Origin of the sequence: Pseudomonas sp. CIP-10, assembly GCF_020911845.1 — a bacterium.
Taxonomy (GTDB): domain Bacteria; phylum Pseudomonadota; class Gammaproteobacteria; order Pseudomonadales; family Pseudomonadaceae; genus Aquipseudomonas; species Aquipseudomonas alloputida.
This window is the reverse complement of the sequence record NZ_CP087160.1, coordinates 2,056,057-2,069,010: the sequence shown is the minus strand read 5'-3', so window position 1 is coordinate 2,069,010 and position 12,954 is coordinate 2,056,057. Positions and strand designations below refer to the sequence as shown.

General features: G+C 62.9%; 11 protein-coding genes and 1 pseudogene. 9 read left to right on the top strand and 3 right to left on the bottom strand.

All coding sequences use genetic code 11. From position 1 onward, the window contains the following. Window positions 1-172: 172 nt before the first annotated feature. The 6 genes and pseudogenes from LMH93_RS09175 to LMH93_RS29840 form a co-directional block, all read left to right on the top strand. Window positions 173-2,137 (top strand): DNA topoisomerase III, encoded by a 1,965-nt coding sequence (locus LMH93_RS09175; RefSeq protein WP_230065028.1) that lies wholly within the window; start codon window positions 173-175, stop codon window positions 2,135-2,137. 145 nt (window positions 2,138-2,282) lie between these two features. Beyond that, window positions 2,283-3,572, top strand: coding sequence for an NAD(P)/FAD-dependent oxidoreductase (locus LMH93_RS09170; protein ID WP_060546242.1), 1,290 nt, complete (start codon window positions 2,283-2,285; stop codon window positions 3,570-3,572). Between the two features lie 173 nt (window positions 3,573-3,745). After that, window positions 3,746-4,576, top strand: coding sequence for an alpha/beta fold hydrolase (locus LMH93_RS09165; protein ID WP_003251242.1), 831 nt, complete (start codon window positions 3,746-3,748; stop codon window positions 4,574-4,576). A 168-nt stretch (window positions 4,577-4,744) separates the two neighbouring features. Next, window positions 4,745-5,524 (top strand): TSUP family transporter, encoded by a 780-nt coding sequence (locus tag LMH93_RS09160; RefSeq protein WP_003251244.1) that lies wholly within the window; start codon window positions 4,745-4,747, stop codon window positions 5,522-5,524. Window positions 5,525-5,635: 111 nt separating this feature from the next. Further along, on the top strand, window positions 5,636-6,403 hold the full coding sequence (locus LMH93_RS09155; protein ID WP_003251246.1) for an RHS repeat-associated core domain-containing protein: 768 nt from the start codon (window positions 5,636-5,638) through the stop codon (window positions 6,401-6,403). Window positions 6,404-6,417: 14 nt separating this feature from the next. Next, window positions 6,418-6,567, top strand: a pseudogene (locus tag LMH93_RS29840) (TSUP family transporter); the annotation flags it as partial. A gap of 9 nt (window positions 6,568-6,576) precedes the next feature. On the opposite strand, the gene nudC reads toward LMH93_RS29840, so the two are convergent. Both nudC and LMH93_RS09145 read right to left on the bottom strand, forming a co-directional pair. Beyond that, window positions 6,577-7,407 (bottom strand): NAD(+) diphosphatase, encoded by an 831-nt coding sequence (nudC, locus tag LMH93_RS09150; RefSeq protein ID WP_003251250.1) that lies wholly within the window; start codon window positions 7,405-7,407, stop codon window positions 6,577-6,579. 36 nt (window positions 7,408-7,443) lie between these two features. Then, a complete protein-coding gene (locus tag LMH93_RS09145; protein ID WP_003251252.1) occupies window positions 7,444-8,256 on the bottom strand; it encodes a crotonase/enoyl-CoA hydratase family protein in 813 nt (270 codons plus the stop codon). A gap of 150 nt (window positions 8,257-8,406) precedes the next feature. Here LMH93_RS09145 and nhaB point away from each other — a divergent pair, with 150 nt between their 5' ends. The 3 genes from nhaB to LMH93_RS09130 all read left to right on the top strand — a co-directional run bounded on the left by nhaB (window position 8,407) and on the right by LMH93_RS09130 (window position 11,648). Then, window positions 8,407-9,909, top strand: coding sequence for a sodium/proton antiporter NhaB (gene nhaB / locus LMH93_RS09140; protein WP_003251254.1), 1,503 nt, complete (start codon window positions 8,407-8,409; stop codon window positions 9,907-9,909). A gap of 146 nt (window positions 9,910-10,055) precedes the next feature. After that, window positions 10,056-10,601: a lipocalin family protein gene (locus tag LMH93_RS09135; protein ID WP_003251256.1), complete on the top strand. Its 546-nt coding sequence runs from the start codon at window positions 10,056-10,058 to the stop codon at window positions 10,599-10,601. 87 nt (window positions 10,602-10,688) lie between these two features. After that, on the top strand, window positions 10,689-11,648 hold the full coding sequence (locus LMH93_RS09130; protein ID WP_003251258.1) for a ribonuclease Z: 960 nt from the start codon (window positions 10,689-10,691) through the stop codon (window positions 11,646-11,648). On the opposite strand, the gene LMH93_RS09125 is transcribed toward LMH93_RS09130, so the two are convergent. Next, entirely contained in the window at window positions 11,645-12,928 is a 1,284-nt protein-coding gene (locus LMH93_RS09125; protein ID WP_054888873.1) for a Zn-dependent hydrolase, read from the bottom strand. The two genes, LMH93_RS09130 and LMH93_RS09125, sit on opposite strands and share 4 nt — an antisense overlap. Between the last annotated feature and the right edge of the window lie 26 nt (window positions 12,929-12,954).

Below are 12,954 nucleotides of genomic sequence, written 5' to 3'. Positions count from 1 at the left end.
CTCCTACAAGCACCACGCGTCCCTGTAGGAGCGGGTTTACCCGCGAAGAGGCCGGCTCAGGCGATATACATCCCCGCTGACAAAAAACCTGTACATCCATCCAGATAAAACTTGCCTCTGCGCCCCCGCTTGCGCATCCTATGGCCCACCACCCCGATGAAGCGTCCCGGCCATGCGCCTGTTCCTCTGTGAAAAACCCTCCCAGGCAAAAGACATTGCCAAAGTGCTCGGCGCCAACCGCAAAGGCGACGGCTGCTGGCAAGGCACCGATATCTGCGTCACCTGGTGCATTGGCCACCTGCTGGAAACCGCCCCGCCCGACAGCTACGACGAACGTTACAAGCGCTGGAACCTGGCCGACCTGCCGATCATTCCAGACAAGTGGAAGATGCTGGTAAAGCCCAAGACCGCCAGCCAGTTCAAGGCAGTCAAACGCCTGCTCGGTGAAGCGCGGGAGCTGGTGATTGCCACCGACGCCGACCGCGAAGGCGAAATGATTGCCCGCGAGCTGGTCGAGCACTGCCGCTACCGAGGCCCGGTGCAGCGCCTGTGGCTGTCGGCGCTGGATGACGCCTCCATCCGCAAGGCCCTGGCGCGCCTGCTGCCAGGCCACGAGACGTTCAACCTGTACCACTCGGCGCTGGGCCGCTCGCGCGCCGACTGGCTGATCGGCATGAACATGAGCCGGCTGTTCACCTTGCTGGGCCGCCAATCCGGCTACCAGGGTGTGCTGCCGGTAGGCCGCGTGCAAACGCCGACCTTGCGCCTGGTGGTCGACCGCGACCGCAGCATCGCCAACTTCGTACCGGTGCCGTTCTGGGCCATCGACGTCCAGCTGGAACACGCCGGCCAACGCTTCAATGCCCAATGGCGCGCCCCCGAAGACGCCTGTGATGACCAAGGCCGCTGCCTGAAGCAAGACCTGGCACAGCGGGCCGCCACCGACATCGGCCATGCCGGCACTGCCCGAGCGGTAAAGGTAGCGACCGAGCGTGTGCGCGAAGCAGCACCGCTGCCCTTCGACCTTGGCACCCTGCAGGAGCTGTGCTCGAAAAAGTTCGGCCTCGGCGCCCAGGAAACCCTCGACATTGCCCAGGCATTGTACGAAACACACAAGCTGATCACCTACCCGCGCAGCGATTGCGGCTATTTGCCACAAAGCCAGCACGCCGAGGCACCCGCCATCCTCGCCGCCCTGCAACGGGCCGATGCCAGCCTGGCACCGCTGCAGCCCTACCTGGAGCCGCAACGCCGCTCGCGGGCGTGGAACGACGCCAAAGTCAGCGCTCACCATGGCATCATCCCCACCGCCGCCGCCAGCGACCCCTCGAGCCTGCCGGCCAAGCACAAGGCCGTGTATACCCTGATCCGCGCCCGCTATCTGGCGCAGTTCCTGCCCAACCATGAGTACGACCGCACCCAGGCCGACTTCGACTGCGCCGGTCATGCGCTGCGTGCTGTGGGCAAGCAGATCGTCGAGCCGGGCTGGCGCCGCGCCTTGCCCGAGGCGCTCACCCCGGCCAAAGGCCGCGAGGCACCACCGGCCCAGGTGCTGCCGGCGCTTCGCGAAGGCCAGGACTGCAAGGTACACGGCCTGCAACTGAAAGACCTGTGGACCCAGCCACCCAAACCGTTTACCGAAGGCGACCTGATCAAGGCGATGAAAAACGTGGCCAAGCTGGTGGATGACCCTCGGCTGAAGCAGAAACTCAAGGAAACCACCGGCATCGGCACCGAGGCCACCCGCGCCAGCATTATCCAGGGTCTGCTCGACCGCGGTTACTTGGTAAAGAACGGCAAGGCGCTGTCGGCCACACCTGCGGCCTTCAGCCTGATCGACGCCGTTCCCCGCGCCATTGCCGACCCCGGCACCACGGCAATCTGGGAGCAGGCGCTGGACATGGTGCAAAGCGGCGAGATGACCCTGGAAGAGTTCGTTGCCCGGCAGTCGGCGTGGATGGGCAAGCTGGTCGAGCGTTGCAGCGGCATGCGCATGACCATCAGCGGGCCAGCGGCCGGAGCGGCCCCCCCCTGGAAGAAGAAACGTCGCGGTGGAGGTGGCAAAAGCAAAGCGGCCGGAAGCAAGGCAACTCCGAGCAAGCCACGTCAGGCGCGGAAAAAGCGAGCCCCCCTGTAGGAGCGGGTTCACCCGCGAAGAGGCCAGCCCAGGCAACACATTAACCACAGGCAAACCACAAACCCCGACCAACACATTGGCAACGTGAAATTTAACTGCTAACTTTTCATGAAAATAAACATAATAATTTTCACGGAAATCCCGCATGTTCAAACAATCCGCCCAGCACGTCGCCAGTTACTACGCCCAGACCTACCCCGCCAACATCCCATTACGCCCTACCCTGCAAGGCACTCAGGACACCGATGTGCTGATCATCGGCGCCGGTTTCAGCGGCCTGCACACTGCCCTGCGCCTGACCCAGGCCGGCAAACGCGTAACGCTGCTGGAAGCCAGCCGGGTTGCCTGGGCGGCCTCCGGACGCAACGGTGGCCAGGCGCTGCTGGGCTGGTCGTGCGACATGCCGCCGCTGGAGCAGGCCCTTGGCATCGAACGCACCCAACGGCTATGGGCCAGCATGTGCTGGGCCGCCGACGAGATGCGCGAACTGCCCCAGCGCCACGGCTTCGACATCGACTACCGGCCGGGCAGCCTGTGGACTGCGGTATTGCCGCGCCGGGTAAAAATGCTCGAAGAGGCCCTGCATGATGCCGAGCATAAATGGGGTTACGACGCCCTGCGCCTGATCGGCCGTGACGAGTTGCCGCAATGGATCGACAGCCCGCGCTACCAGGCCGCGCTGTACGACGCCAAAGGTGCCCACCTCAACCCGCTGAAACTGGCACAGGGCCTGGCCAGTACCATCGAGGCTGCCGGCGGGCAAATCTACGAACAGAGCCAGGTGCTCAGCTACCAGCAGGCTCGCGACGGCTATGTCGCCCGTACCGACCGTGGCGAAGTTCGCTGCCAGGTATTGGTGCTGGCCTGCAACGCCTACATCGACCGCCTTGACCGCAGCCTGTCGCGTCGCCTGTTGCCAGTCGGTTCCTACCAGGTCGCCACTGCGCCTCTGGATGCCGACTTGGCCCATTCGTTACTACCTCGCAACAGTTGCGTGATCGACAACCAGTTCGTACCCGACTACTTCCGCCTCACCCCAGACCACCGCCTGCTGTTCGGTGGCGGCTGCACATACCTGGGCGGCATTCCCAAGGACGTCGCCAGCGCTACCCGCCCGTACCTGGAGCGGGTATTCCCGCAACTGGCCGGGGTAGCCATCGACTATGCCTGGGGTGGCCATATTGATTGCAGCATGCAACGCACCCCGGACGTCGGCCGCGAGGGCCAGCGCTACTGGCTGCAGGGCTTCTCCGGTCATGGTGTACTGCCGACCCTGGCGGCGGCGCGGGCGGTGAGTGATGCCATTCTCGGCGATGAAGACCTGTTGGCGCTGTACCAAGGCATCGACAACGGCCGCTTCCCCGGTGGCGACCTGCTGGCTGCGCCATTGGAAGCGGCGGCAAAGGCCTGGTACCGCATGCGCGACCGTGTCTGAAGGGCATCAGTATTGCCTGTGCGGGCCTCTTCGCGGGTGAAAGGGACCTCACAGTGTAGGAGCGGGTTCACCCGCGAAGAGGCCCACACAGGCAACACAACTTCCTGATACCCGCCAAAATTCTTCCTATTCTCAATAGCTCCCTTCGCTTCCTGCACTCAGGAGACACGACCATGAGCTATGTAACCACGAAGGACGGCGTACAGATTTTCTACAAGGACTGGGGCCCGCGCGATGCACCGGTGATCCACTTCCACCACGGCTGGCCGCTCAGTGCCGATGACTGGGACGCGCAGATGCTGTTCTTCCTCGCCCAGGGTTACCGCGTGGTCGCCCACGACCGGCGGGGCCATGGCCGCTCCAGCCAGGTATGGGACGGCCACGACATGGACCACTATGCCGACGACGTAGCCGCCGTGGTCGCCCACCTGGGCACCCAGGGCGCCGTGCATGTCGGCCACTCGACCGGCGGCGGCGAGGTGGTGCGCTACATGGCCCGGCACCCTGAAGACAAGGTGGCCAAGGCCGTGCTGATCGCGGCCGTCCCCCCCTTGATGGTACAAACCCCCGGCAACCCCGGTGGCCTGCCCAAGTCGGTATTCGACGGTTTCCAGGCCCAGGTTGCCAGCAACCGGGCGCAGTTCTACCGGGATGTGCCAACAGGGCCGTTCTACGGCTACAACCGCCCAGGGGTCGAAGCCAGCGAAGGCATCATCGGCAACTGGTGGCGCCAAGGCATGATCGGCAGTGCAAAGGCCCATTACGATGGCATCGTGGCGTTTTCCCAGACCGATTTCACCGAGGACCTGAAGGGCATCCAGCAGCCGGTGCTGGTGATGCACGGCGACGATGACCAGATCGTGCCATACGAAAATTCCGGGGTACTGTCGGCCAGGCTGCTGCCCAATGGCACGCTGAAAACCTACAAAGGCTACCCGCATGGCATGCCCACCACCCATGCCGATGTGATCAATGCGGATTTGCTGGCGTTTATCCGTAGTTGATGTTTTCGCCAGTACCGGCCCTTTCGCGGGTAAACCCGCTCCTACGGGATTACGCGGGCTTGCCCGCGAAAGGGCCGGCACTGGCAACACACCTTCCCCAGGATTACCATGTGTCCCTTCTAGTGCAGCACTTTGCCGCCTCCTTGCCTCCCCGCCTGCCAAAAACCCATGCCCTTCGAACTCACCGTAGAACCCCTAACCCTACTCATCCTGGCGCTGGTCGCTTTCGTCGCCGGTTTCATCGACGCCATCGCCGGTGGCGGGGGCCTGCTCACCACCCCGGCCCTGCTCACTGCCGGCATGCCACCGCACCTGGTACTGGGCACCAACAAGCTCAGTTCCACCTTCGGCTCGGCCACTGCAGGTTTCACTTACTACAAACGCAAACTGTTCCACCCGGCGCAGTGGCGCCCGGCGTTGTTCGCCACCTTGACCGGGGCGTTGCTCGGCGCCGTCATCGCCCATTACATGCCAGCCGAATGGCTGAACAAGATGCTGCCAGTGATCGTCTTCGCCTGTGGCATCTACCTGTTGTTCGGCGGCACGCCCAAGGCGCCGCTGGATGCCGATGCACCGATCAAGAAAAAGTGGCAAGTGCCGCAAGGCTTCACCCTGGGCTTCTACGACGGCGTAGCTGGCCCGGGTACCGGTGCGTTCTGGACGGTCAGTACCCTGCTGCTGTACCCCATCGACCTGGTACGCGCCAGCGGCGTGGCGCGCAGCATGAACTTCGTCAGCAACATCGCGGCGCTGACGGTGTTCATCATTTCCGGGCAGGTGGACTACATCGTCGGCCTGTGCATGGGCCTGTCGGTCATGGTCGGCGCCTTTTTCGGCGCACGCACGGCGATCAGCGGCGGCAGCAAGTTCATCCGCCCGGTGTTCATCACCGTGGTGCTGGCGTTGACCGTGCGCCTAGCGTGGCAACACTGGTTCGGGCAGGCCTGAACCTTTGTACCCGATCATGAGGCCCATCAGCCGTACTATCATTTATGCCAGTTGAGGGGGGGCGCAAGGAATTGTAAATATATGACGCCTCTCATCAACGGAAATATCTAAATGCAAAGCAAGGTTATTTCCTTCCAATATACCTGCTATGGAGCCTCAGCTAAGCCAGGGAATATTTACGTACTGGGTTTCACGGGAGCACCTCGCGACCTATGGACAGGCTGCTACCTACTGGGAAACGGCAAGCGTACTTATAACCCGAATTTGATGAGGTTCCTCTCGCCCGACAGCCTAAGCCCTTTTAGCAAAGGAGGCATAAACGCCTACGCCTATTGCTCTGCCGACCCAATAAACAGGCTAGATCATTCAGGCCAGAATTGGATCAAGAAACTGTTCAGTCGCCCCGAACCTGCTTATACGATGACAGAGATAATAGCCGCTCACGACCATCCAGAACTGCAAAAGTACTCGGGGTGGCGTTTCAGCAGCAAGGCAACTGGCTGGGATGTTAAAATGGCGAAAAAGCTACCAAAACGACTGGCAGAAAAGGCTCAGCTTGAGCGCGACATACCAGAAGCAGCACAACTTCGATCGCATAACCTCCTCCCAAAGCTGGTAAAGCGATTACAGTATGTCACCGCTAAGATCGAAGCCACTGGCAGCAGGCTTTCAGAACTACAGTCTGGATTGACCCCGCACGAATTAGCTGCTGCTCTTTCACAAAATCAAGGTCTTCCACCACCGCCGTATTCCGAAACTAGCCCAGATAGCTTAGGTCTCCCCAACCCTTTTTGGCCAACAATTAATATCAGAGGTGCCGCAGGGGGTTCCCCCCAAGCGACAGCAAATTTCCCGCGCATATACCAGTTATCAGAATAACGATTTCCTGAATACCTATCGACCTGGTACGCGCCAACGACGTGGCGCGTAGCATGAACTTTGTCAGCAACATTTCGGCGCTGACGGTGTTCATCATTTCCGGGCAGGTGGACTACATCGTCGGCCTGTGCAAGGGCCTGTCGGTGAGGGTCGGAGAACACTTCTCACTGCAGCTAGGACGGGAAAGCAGGGATATCAAGGCCCAGGCGCCGCGCAACATACAGGTCGATCAGGTACCGGGCGATGGACCGCCCGGCCGGCAGCGGCGGCAGGTCGTGGACGCTGAACCACTTGGCGTCCTCGATCTCGTCCGGCTGCATGACAATCTCGCCCCCGGCATACTCGGCATGGAAACCCAGCATCATCGAATGCGGGAACGGCCAGCACTGGCTGCCGACGTACTGGATGTTCCGCACCTCCACCGCCACTTCTTCGCGCACTTCGCGCACCAGGCAGTCTTCGGCCGATTCACCCGGCTCGGCAAAACCTGCCAAGGTGCTGTACACCCCGGTAACGAAGCGTGGCGAACGCGCCAGCAGGATTTCATCACCGCGGGTCACCAGCACGATCATGCTGGGTGAAATGCGCGGATAGCTGCGCAGGTCGCAGGGCTGGCAGTACATCGCCCGCTCCCAGCGAATTTGCGTCATCGCCTGGCCGCAACTGCCGCAGAAGCGATGCTCGCGCGCCCAGGTACCGATTTGTGCGGCATAGCCCAGCACCTTGTAGGTGTCGAAGTCGCCTTCGAGCATAAACGCACGCAGGCCGCGCCAGCTGCAGCCAGGCACATCAGTGGCGCTGCGCAGTTCCAGCAGGAACACCGGCTGGCCGTCAAAGTGACCGATGCCGTGCTCGCACAGCACGTCGAGGTCCTGGCGCTTGAGCCAGTCGCGGGGGAACAGCGCGCCGTTGGCGTCCACCAGAAACCCTTCAGGGCTGCGGGCCACGGCCAGCCCCCCGGTCATCTGTGGGTCGAGTACTGCAGTAGTCCAGCGTGCTGACATGTCGGGGGTTCCTTTACTGCGCGTCCCCCGGCCCGATCAGTCGGCGAACGTCGGTTTCTGTTTGCTCATGTGCGCCGCCACAGCCACGCGCAGGTCTTCGGACTGCAGCATTGCGGCGTTCCAGGTGGCAATGTAGTCCAGGCCATCGTCGATGCGATGGTCACGCATGTAGCTGAGCATTTCCTTGGTGCCGGCCACAGCGATCGGCGATTTTGCGGCAATCTCGCGGGCGATGGCAAAGACGCCGTCCATCAGTGCGGCCTGATCATCATAGACTCGGTTGACCAGGCCGATGCGCAGCGCCTCGTCGGCCTCGACATTGCGCCCGGTAAACGCCAGCTCCCGCATGATGCCGTCGCCAATGATGCGTGGCAAACGTTGCAATGTGCCAACATCGGCCGCCATACCCATGTCGATTTCCTTGATCGAGAACTGCGCGTCACTGCTGCAGTAGCGCATGTCGCACGCCGAGATGAGGTCGATGGCGCCGCCGATGCAGTAGCCTTGAACCGCCGCCAGTACCGGCTTGCGGCACGTGTCCACTGCGGTGAACGAGGCCTGCAACCGCTGGATGGTCTTGCGCAGGAAGCGTGCATTGCGGCCCACGTCCTTGCCCATCTGCCCGGCCAGCGAGGCCAGCATCATCAGGTCGATACCGGCGGAAAAATGCTTGCCAGCGCCACTGACCACCACCACGCGCACGGCATCGGTGTCATCGATCCACTGGAAGATGTCGACGATTTCCTCCCAGAAGGCCGCATTCATCGCGTTGACCTTCTCTGGGCGATTGATCTGAACATGGGCGACGCTGTCGGTCAGTTCGACCTTGAATGCACTGTACTCGGTCACGGGCGGCACTCCTGAGGGTGAAAGGTTCATGGCCCGGATGTTAACTCATGCCGATGACCGTACTTGTGCCAAAAACGGGACTGTATGCCTTGCCTAAGGCGCAATGATCCGGCACCGTGCGCCATCGCTGAATCATAAGGATACATATTCATGTCGCGCTCCCTGACCGGCGCCCTCGCTCACGGTTTCCTGGGCCAGTCGCCGCTTTGGTACAAAGCGGTCATCTGCCTGTTCCTGGTGCTCAATCCGCTTCTACTGGCAACCATTGGCCCGGCTGCAGCCGGGTGGGCGCTGGTAATCGAGTTCATCTTCACCCTGGGCATGGCGCTGAAGTGCTACCCGCTGATGCCCGGGGGATTGTTGCTGATCGAAGCCCTGCTGTTGCAGATGACCACGCCGCAGGCACTGTACGAAGAACTGCAGCACAACTTCCCGGTAATCCTGCTGCTGATGTTCATGGTCGCCGGTATCCATTTCATGAAGGAACTGCTGCTGTTCCTGTTCTCGCGCATTCTGTTGGGTGTGCGTTCAAAAGCCATGCTGTCGCTACTGTTCTGCGTACTGTCGGCATTCCTTTCGGCGTTTCTCGATGCGCTGACGGTGACGGCCGTGATCATCAGCGCCGCGGTCGGCTTTTATGCGGTCTACCATCGCGTGGCGTCCGGCGCCAACCCGCGTGAAGACAGCGCACTGGACAGCGACCAGCAAGTGGCGCAGTTACACCGTGACGACCTGAACCAGTTCCGCGCGTTCCTGCGCAGCTTGCTGATGCACGGCGCAGTGGGTACCGCCTTGGGTGGCGTGTGCACGCTGGTGGGCGAGCCGCAGAACCTGCTGATCGGCCACGAGATGGGCTGGCACTTCGCTGACTTCTTCCTCAAGGTGGCGCCCGTGTCGATACCGGTGCTGGGTGCCGGCCTGCTGACCTGCGTGTTGCTGGAGAAGCTGCGCCTGTTCGGCTACGGCACGCTGATGCCTGAGACAGTGCGCCAGGTACTGGCTGCCTATGCCGCCGAGGACGATGCCGCACGTACCCAGGCCCAGCGCATCGCGCTGTGGGTACAAGGGCTTGCTGCCTTGATCCTGATCATCTGCCTGGGGCTGCATGTGGCCGAGGTCGGCCTGATCGGCCTGATGGTGATCGTACTGATCACGGCCTTCACCGGCATCACCGACGAGCACCGCCTGGGCCGTGCCTTCCAGGACGCCATGCCATTCACTTCGCTGTTGGTGGTGTTCTTTGCCGTGGTCGCGGTGATTCATCAGCAACAATTGTTCAGCCCATTGATCAGCTGGGTGCTGACGCTGCCGGCCGAACAGCAACCGGGCATGCTGTATCTGGCCAACGGTTTGCTGTCGGCGATCAGCGACAATGTGTTCGTTGCCACCATCTACATCACCGAAGTGAAGCAGGCATTTCTCAACGGCAGCATGAGCCGCGAGCATTTCGAAACACTGGCGGTGGCGATCAACACCGGCACCAACCTGCCAAGCGTGGCGACGCCGAACGGGCAGGCGGCGTTCCTGTTCCTGCTGACCTCGGCCATTGCGCCGCTGATCCGGCTGTCGTATGGGCGGATGGTGTGGATGGCGCTGCCCTATACCGTGGTGATGGGCGGGTTGGGATGGTGGGCGGTGACGTACTGGCTGTGAGGCAGGCCTGTGCGGACCTGTGCGGGCCCTTTCGCGGGTAAACCCGCTCCTGCACGGGTTTACCCGCAGGCAATATCGCCTACAACTTTTTCCCCGCACAGGCGTCGAAACACAGGTACGCCCCATCCGCTCCAAGGAGGTCACCCATGGCGCTGCGCACTACACTGCTGCTTTCCTGCATGACCCTGGCCCTGCTCGGCTGCGCCGGCAACGATCACCCGGCACCGCCGCGCACCCAGCAGGTCGACTTGCAACGCTACCAGGGCACTTGGTATGAACTGGCGCGACTGCCGATGTTCTTCCAGCGTAACTGCGTGAAGTCCGAGGCGCGCTATGGCTTGCGCGAGGACGGCCGTATCGATGTAACCAACCGCTGCCAGGAAAAGGACGGCCAGTGGAATGAAGCCAAGGGCATCGCCGAGGCTCAGCAACCGGGCAGTACCGACAAGCTGTGGGTGCGCTTCGACAACTGGTTCAGCCGCCTGGCACCGGGCCTGACCAAGGGCGAGTACTGGGTGCTGTACCACGACAAGGACTACCGCGTGGCACTGGTCGGCCACCCCAACCGCGAGTACCTGTGGCTGCTTTCGCGCACGCCAGCGGTCACCGACCAGCAGCGCGAGCAACTGCTGACAATCGCCCGAGAGCAAGGGTATGACACCAGCAAGCTCATCTGGCGACAGGATAACTAGCGGGCCGTCGACGGCGGGTGGCAATCCGGCTAAGGTGTGCGCCCCGTATCACCTTGGCCGCTTCTGGCCTGAAACAGGAGCCTGAGCATGGACCTGCTGTTCCTCGGCACCTCCGCCGGGGTGCCCACCAAGGCACGCAATGTCAGCGCCACAGCCGTGATCGAAGCCAGTGGCAGCCACTGGTATCTGGTCGATTGCGGCGAAGGCACCCAGCACCGCCTGCTGCACACCCCGCTTTCGATCCGCGACCTGCGCGCGATCTTCATCACCCACGTGCATGGTGACCATTGCTTCGGCCTGCCCGGCCTGCTGGCCAGCGCGGGCATGAGCGGGCGCACCCAGCCGCTGGAAGTGATCCTGCCCGCCGTACTGCACGATTGGGTACGCCAAGGCCTGGTTGCCAGCGACACCTTCCTGCCGTTCGAGCTACGCCTGTTGCCCGTGGAAGCGCTGATCGCATGGCGCAGCGAGACCCTGCAGGTGACCACCGTGCAACTGTCGCACCGGGTGCCCAGCGTGGGTTTCGTATTCACCGAAATCAACCCTGAGCCACGCCTGGACATCCAGCGCCTGGACGCCGAGGGCATACCGCGTGGTCCGCTGTGGGGCGAGCTGGCCAAGGGGTTGACCGTGACGTTCAATGGGCAACTGCTGAACGGCAACGACTACCTGCGCCCTTCGCGTCCGCCCCAGCGGGTGATCGTGTGCGGGGACAACGACAAACCAGCGCTGCTGGCAGCCGTCGCCAGGGGTGCGGATGTACTGGTGCACGAAGCCACCTTCACCCAGGCGGTGGTCGAACGCACCGGGGGCACGTTCGGCCACAGCACCGCCGCTGAGGTGGCACGCTTTGCCGAGGCCGCTGGCGTGCGCAACCTGGTACTGACGCATTTCAGCGCCCGCTACCAGAACGACCCACGGCGCAGCCCGCACATCGACACCGTGCGCGACGAGGCCCTCGCCCATTACAGCGGGCAGTTGACCCTGGCGCAGGACCTGCAGCGCTATCACCTTGGCCGTAACGGCCTTCTTGAGGCCAGTGCCTAGGCCGCCAGCCGCCCGCTGGCAATTGCCTCCGACGCCGCCAGCATCGCCCGCAACAACACTGCGCAGCCCGCCGCCAGGTCATCGGGCGTGGCGTTCTCGATCTCGTTATGGCTGATGCCGTTTTCGCACGGCACGAAAATCATCCCCGCCGGCCCCAGCTCGGCCAGAAAGATCGCGTCATGCCCCGCGCCACTGACGATGTCCATGTGCGGCAGGCCCAGCGCCTTGGCCGACTCGCGCACGGCGTCGACACAGCCTTTGTCGAAGTAAAGTGCCGGGAAGTCTGCCGTGGGCACCAGCTCATGGCTCAGGCCATGCTTGGCACAGGTCGCCTCGATCACCCCGCGCACATCGGCAATCATCGCATTCAGCTGCTCGCCCTCCAGGTGGCGGAAGTCGAGGGTCATGCGCACTTCGCCCGGGATCACGTTACGCGAGCCCGGGTACGCCTGAAGGCAACCCACCGTGCCGCAGGCGTGGGGCTGGTGGGCAAGCGCCGTGCGGTTGACCGCCTCTACCACAGCGGCTGCCCCCACCAGGGCGTCCTTGCGCAGGTGCATCGGCGTAGGGCCGGCATGGGCTTCAACACCGCGCAGGGTCAGGTCGAACCACTTCTGGCCCAGGGCGCCGAGGACCACGCCGATGGTCTTGGCCTGGTCCTCAAGGATAGGACCCTGCTCGATATGCGCTTCGAAATACGCCCCCACCGGGTGCCCCGACACGGCACGCGGACCGGCGTAGCCAATGGTGTTCAACGCTTCGCCAACGCTGACACCCTGGGCATCGCGCTTGGCCAGGGTGTCTTCCAGGGTGAACTTGCCGGCGAACACCCCTGAACCCATCATGCACGGCGCAAAACGCGAACCTTCTTCGTTGGTCCACACCACCACTTCGAGCGGCGCGTCGGTTTCCACGCCCAGGTCGTTGAGGGTACGGATCACCTCCAGCCCGGCCATCACCCCGAAGCAGCCATCGAACTTGCCGCCGGTGGGCTGGGTGTCGATATGGCTGCCGGTCATCACCGGCGGCAGCTTGGGGTCACGGCCCGGACGGCGGGCGAATATGTTGCCGACAGCGTCGATGCTGACCGAGCAACCGGCCGCCTCGCACCACTGCACGAACAGATCGCGGGCCTGGCGGTCGAGGTCGGTCAAGGCCAGGCGGCAGACACCGCCCTTGGCAGTGGCGCCGAGCCGGGCCAGGTCCATCAGCGACTGCCACAGGCGGGTGCTGTCGACGTGACGGGCGTTGGTCTTCAGGATCTCTTTGACGGGGGTCACGGGCTTCTCCTTCAGGCTTCTTATTG

What these genes read in the sequence shown, in the direction of transcription:
- LMH93_RS09175 (WP_230065028.1), top strand. Translation starts at nt 173, where the DNA reads ATGCGCCTGTTCCTCTGTGAAAAACCCTCCCAGGCAAAAGACATTGCC.
- LMH93_RS09170 (WP_060546242.1), top strand. Translation starts at nt 2,283, where the DNA reads ATGTTCAAACAATCCGCCCAGCACGTCGCCAGTTACTACGCCCAGACC.
- LMH93_RS09165 (WP_003251242.1), top strand. Translation starts at nt 3,746, where the DNA reads ATGAGCTATGTAACCACGAAGGACGGCGTACAGATTTTCTACAAGGAC.
- LMH93_RS09160 (WP_003251244.1), top strand. Translation starts at nt 4,745, where the DNA reads ATGCCCTTCGAACTCACCGTAGAACCCCTAACCCTACTCATCCTGGCG.
- LMH93_RS09155 (WP_003251246.1), top strand. Translation starts at nt 5,636, where the DNA reads ATGCAAAGCAAGGTTATTTCCTTCCAATATACCTGCTATGGAGCCTCA.
- nudC (WP_003251250.1), bottom strand. Translation starts at nt 7,407, where the DNA reads ATGTCAGCACGCTGGACTACTGCAGTACTCGACCCACAGATGACCGGG.
- nhaB (WP_003251254.1), top strand. Translation starts at nt 8,407, where the DNA reads ATGTCGCGCTCCCTGACCGGCGCCCTCGCTCACGGTTTCCTGGGCCAG.
- LMH93_RS09135 (WP_003251256.1), top strand. Translation starts at nt 10,056, where the DNA reads ATGGCGCTGCGCACTACACTGCTGCTTTCCTGCATGACCCTGGCCCTG.
- LMH93_RS09130 (WP_003251258.1), top strand. Translation starts at nt 10,689, where the DNA reads ATGGACCTGCTGTTCCTCGGCACCTCCGCCGGGGTGCCCACCAAGGCA.